We start from the raw sequence: 4,534 nt of genomic DNA on the forward strand, positions 1-4,534 counted from the left end.
TCAAGTCAGTTTCACTATTCGAGCAACGAACGGCTGCTTTTACGCTATACTGCACCACTTTTTATTTTCGACACCCCTTACGACGATCTGTCAGAGCCCCATTATGTCATTTGCAAAACTCGGTTTATCCAATCCTCTTGTTCAAGCGATTACCGACCTAGGTTACAAAACGCCAACGCCCATCCAGGAACAAGCGATTCCTGCCATTCTTTCGGGTAAAGATTTAATCGCCACCGCTCAAACCGGAACCGGCAAAACCGCTGCCTTTGTTCTGCCTCTGCTGGAAAGGTTCAGTACAGCGGGAACGCTGCGTGGCAAACGCATACGTGCGCTGATCCTGGTCCCAACCCGTGAGTTAGCGATTCAGGTCGAAGCCAGTGTGGCTCAATACGCTAAACACCTGCACTTAACGTCTATGGCGGTGTATGGGGGTGTTGATAGCGAACCTCAAAAAGAGCGCTTGATTGAAGGGATTGATATTCTTGTCGCCACACCGGGCAGATTGCTGGATTTGGCTCATCAGCGTGCACTGCACTTTGATGAACTCAAAGCCCTGGTGTTGGACGAAGCGGACAGAATGGTCGACATGGGTTTTGTCGATGATATCAACAAAATCATAGAACGCCTGCCTGAAAACCGTCAGAACCTGCTGTTTTCGGCCACGATGACCGGCGACGTTCGGGCGCTGGCCTATGGCTTTTCAGATAGCAAGATGACCGATCTAGCGTCTGAAATATCCATTTCTCCCAACGAGCGCGCCGCCGCCAGCATCAAGCAATGGCTAATCGCAGTAGACAAAGACGCCAAGTCGGCCTTGTTGAGTCACTTGATCAATGAGCAAGAGTGGGATCAGGCGCTTATTTTCACCGAGAAAAAACACAACGCCGCGAAGCTCGTTGCCCAATTGGAAAAACGCGGCATCATCGCAGATTCCATTCATGGCGGTAGAAGCCAGGCCATGCGCGAACAAGTTTTAGGTCAGTTCAAATCCGGCGAGCTCAAGTACCTGATCGCTACAGGGGTGGCTGGTCGTGGTTTGGATATCGGTGAACTGAGCCGTGTAGTGAATTACGATTTACCCTTCCAGCCAGAAGAATACATCCACCGTATTGGCCGAACCGGCCGTGCGGGTGCCTCGGGTGAAGCCATCTCTTTGGTCGACATCAGTGACTTTAAAAATCTTTGTGCCATTGAAAGGCGATTGAACAGCATCATTGAGCGTAAGGAAGTCGAAGGCTTTCCGGTTAAAAAAGCAGTACCCGCTTCAAACCTGAACTATAAAAAGAAGTAATCGCTAATACGTAACAAAGAAGCTCACCTATTGAATGAATAAAGGGTGAGCTTCTCTGCTGGTTTTTAAAACCGCAGTCCATTCACCAACACATTGATAAGCACTGGGGGCGACAAACTTCGCTCTCACTAATCGGCGGGTGAAAATGCGTCCAGTAGCTCGGCATTGGTCGGGTATTTCTCCAATAGCTCAAACAGCTTCTGCGCCCCTTCGATTGGTTTGAGCTGTGTCAATGCGCGACGCAGTGTGCGTACTTTTTCGATCTCCTTGGCATCGATCAAAAGCTCTTCTCGGCGGGTGCTGCTCTTGGCGATATCGATGGCCGGGAAAATCCGCTGGTTGGCCACGTCGCGTGACAGCACGATCTCCATATTGCCCGTGCCCTTGAACTCCTCGAATATCACCTGATCCATCCGGCTGCCCGTATACACCAGCACGGTGGCCAGAATCGTGAGCGACCCACCGTTTTCGATCTTTCGCGCGGCGCCAAACAGCTTTCGGGGTATTTCCATTGCTCGGGCATCCAGCCCACCCGACATGGTGCGGCCATTGCCCCGCTGCTCGGCATTATGAACGCGCGAAAGCCTCGTCAGCGAATCAATCACGATCATCACATCGTGCCCCTCGCCCGCTTGCCTACGTGCCGTCTCAAGAAGCTTATCGGCCATTTGCACATGATGGGTGTAGCTTTCGTCTGACGACGACGCATGTACCTCTGCCGACACGCTGCGCCTAAAATCTGTCACTTCTTCAGGGCGCTCATCGATAAGCAAGGCATACAGCTTTATGTCGGGGTGCGCCTCTGCCACGGCCTGACAGATATGTTTCAACAGCGTTGTCTTGCCAGAACCGGGGGGTGCCACGATCAAGCTACGCTGGCCCATCCCGATGGGCGTGATCAAATCCATCGCCCGCACGCTGCGCTGGGTGGAACCAGCTTCCAACGCAATGCGGGGAGAAGGATGGATTGCGACGCCATTTAGAAAGCGTTTTTCGGGGTCATCGAGTAATTGATCTTCAACTTCGTCAGTGGGCTTGGCCTCTTGCTGCCTTTTGACCTTCAAGCCTAGTGTTTTTCTCGTCATAATATTGATGGATCGCCTTGGGTAAGCTGAGCGCATAGAGTAACTGCAGGGCTTTGGAAATGATATTGGTCTTGTAGCAGCACTAAATTACACGGCTGGCCATGATGCCTTTGGAGCAGGCAAACAGAATGCCTTAAGCAAAGTGGCCGGATCAAAGGCCAGCCAGCCTAATCGCGTCGTTGCGGTACTTGGGTAATCCCCCGAAAAATCGGAGGTACTCAGGCGCATTTGGGTTATCAAAGCTGCGCAGAAAGCCGGCGTCAGCCCTGATTAGATCAAGCAGACCTTTGAGTCATTGCCCAATAACCGCACACCAACGGTTTAAGACTGGCAGCAGCTTTTCAAACATGCTGTATTGGGTATGTTGCGTACCTACAACCCCTGTGCAATAACTTAGGCGGCTGTATCGGCTGCGGCTGTTTGAGTATGACCAGTTGCCCGCTCTATAACCCGGGTGATGAATTGGCTAAGGTGGGTAGCGGGCTGGTGTTGTTGGATCAGGCTAAAGAGTGGGCTGAAGTGAAGCGATGGCCTAAGATCGGGGAAAGGTCAACCCATATAACACTTAAAACACCGACTTGATAAACTTTACCAGCCCCATCTTAACCTATCGTATAGTGCGGCTAACTTCCTGAAGTTACTAGCATAGCTTGAAACATCATATTCAAATTTTTCTTCGTTATCGATCAAAAACTGATGTAACAATTCAATATTAATTTTATCAACACTTAGAAATGGGATATATGCAGCAGCGTTCTCAGGTGTACAAGCTTCGATAATCTGTCTCATATCCATATGTCGATAGTTACGGAAGAAAGGTTTAGCATACGTATTAATACGTAGTTTTTTTAGATCCCTATATACAACTTTGTCTAAGTTAAATTCAGAGTCTTTGTAGCCTTGTTCACAGGTAATGCCATACTTATGCAAATATATAAATACCGGAACATTAGGAGTTGACTTACAAGCTCTCGGCGCTACATGTTTTAAAACCTGCTCACAATCATACCCTTTTTCTTGATGCAGCAAATCTTCAAAAAGATCATTTGTGTTGACACTTTCATAGCCGATAGGAGATGGCCCAATAAATTCTTGTTGCGCAACCCCAACACCAACAAGAAACTCAACATCATCTTTTGTTTCGATTTCATCAATATCAACTACACATATTTTTTTCTCTGGCTCAGAAGACTGCACTAATTCATATAACTGTTCCTTACAATATCTAAGAACTCTTGCTGGTATTTTTCGTTTTGTAGAATGAATAGCTTTATAAACTGGAAGAAAATCATTTGTTTTAACTAATACAAGTGGAATCTGAATACCGTCGATCGTTAAATAGGTATCGGATACGTTCGGCTCTTCATCGCCAGAAAGCCTTTGAATAAATATTAGATTCTTTCTTAATTGCTCAATATTGTCTCGACCAATACACCCAGATATAGCCTTTAGCAAACTACTAATATTTTCATCTGAAATTGAATAACCAATAAATACTACTGGGTGCTCAACAAACAATGTAATCAACTTAGCTGCCAAATACGTATTTTTCTGATCAAATGAATCATAATCGGAATCAGTCAAAACTAAGGAATCAGAACTTGTTGAACAGCCATGAATCTTGTATATTTCACCTATTTCCTGTGGATTCGAAAATAAAAGCTCTTCTTGTCCAATATAGGTTTTATATTCAGGAAAAAGCTGCTCAATAAACATGTCCCAGTTGGTTGTAATCACACTATCAACGTTCAAATTAGCAAGTAGCTTTACCTCTTCAGCATATTCAGATTCTTTTGCTTTAGATTGATCTAAAGTAGAAAGATAGTTGCATATTTCAACTCTTAATGCTGACGTTTCATCTTTAATTTTTAATTTATACCGATCTACACTCTGGGAATATTCAGGAGCAGACCACCAAAACTCGTTGAAATCTTTAGCAAGCAATGTAGCAACTTTCGAGTAACTGCCATTAGCTGATGACAAGTAATACTCGAATGGTTTACCAGCTACACAGAACTTACTAAGCAGCCCCTTCCAATCCTCTAGCCCCAGGTACCTTCTGGAGAATCCTGATCCTAAAAAAAGAAATGGTCCTGCCGAACGGCTGCGAAAGATGTCAACTAATTTACTTTCTATATCCATTTTTATCTCAACAATA

The 4,534-nt window shown here is 46.0% G+C and carries 3 protein-coding genes; 1 reads left to right on the plus strand and 2 read right to left on the minus strand.

Annotated elements, in window-relative coordinates; all coding sequences use genetic code 11:
* The first annotated feature begins 103 nt into the window (after positions 1 to 103).
* On the plus strand, positions 104 to 1,291 hold the full coding sequence (locus tag ACT3XD_RS19275; RefSeq protein ID WP_192539884.1) for a DEAD/DEAH box helicase: 1,188 nt from the start codon (positions 104 to 106) through the stop codon (positions 1,289 to 1,291).
* 128 nt (positions 1,292 to 1,419) lie between these two features.
* Here ACT3XD_RS19275 and rho read toward each other — a convergent pair whose 3' ends face one another.
* Both rho and ACT3XD_RS19285 read right to left on the minus strand, forming a co-directional pair.
* The gene (gene rho / locus ACT3XD_RS19280; RefSeq protein WP_192539883.1) at positions 1,420 to 2,376 is read right to left on the minus strand and encodes a transcription termination factor Rho; all 957 of its coding nucleotides are present in this window, start codon (positions 2,374 to 2,376) and stop codon (positions 1,420 to 1,422) included.
* 588 nt (positions 2,377 to 2,964) lie between these two features.
* The coding region (locus ACT3XD_RS19285; protein WP_444280683.1) for an SIR2 family protein at positions 2,965 to 4,534 on the minus strand (1,570 nt) is incomplete at its 5' end.

Source organism: Halomonas sp. AOP7-B1-5, from assembly GCF_052353045.1.
GTDB classification, from domain to species: Bacteria; Pseudomonadota; Gammaproteobacteria; order Pseudomonadales; family Halomonadaceae; genus Vreelandella; species Vreelandella colorata.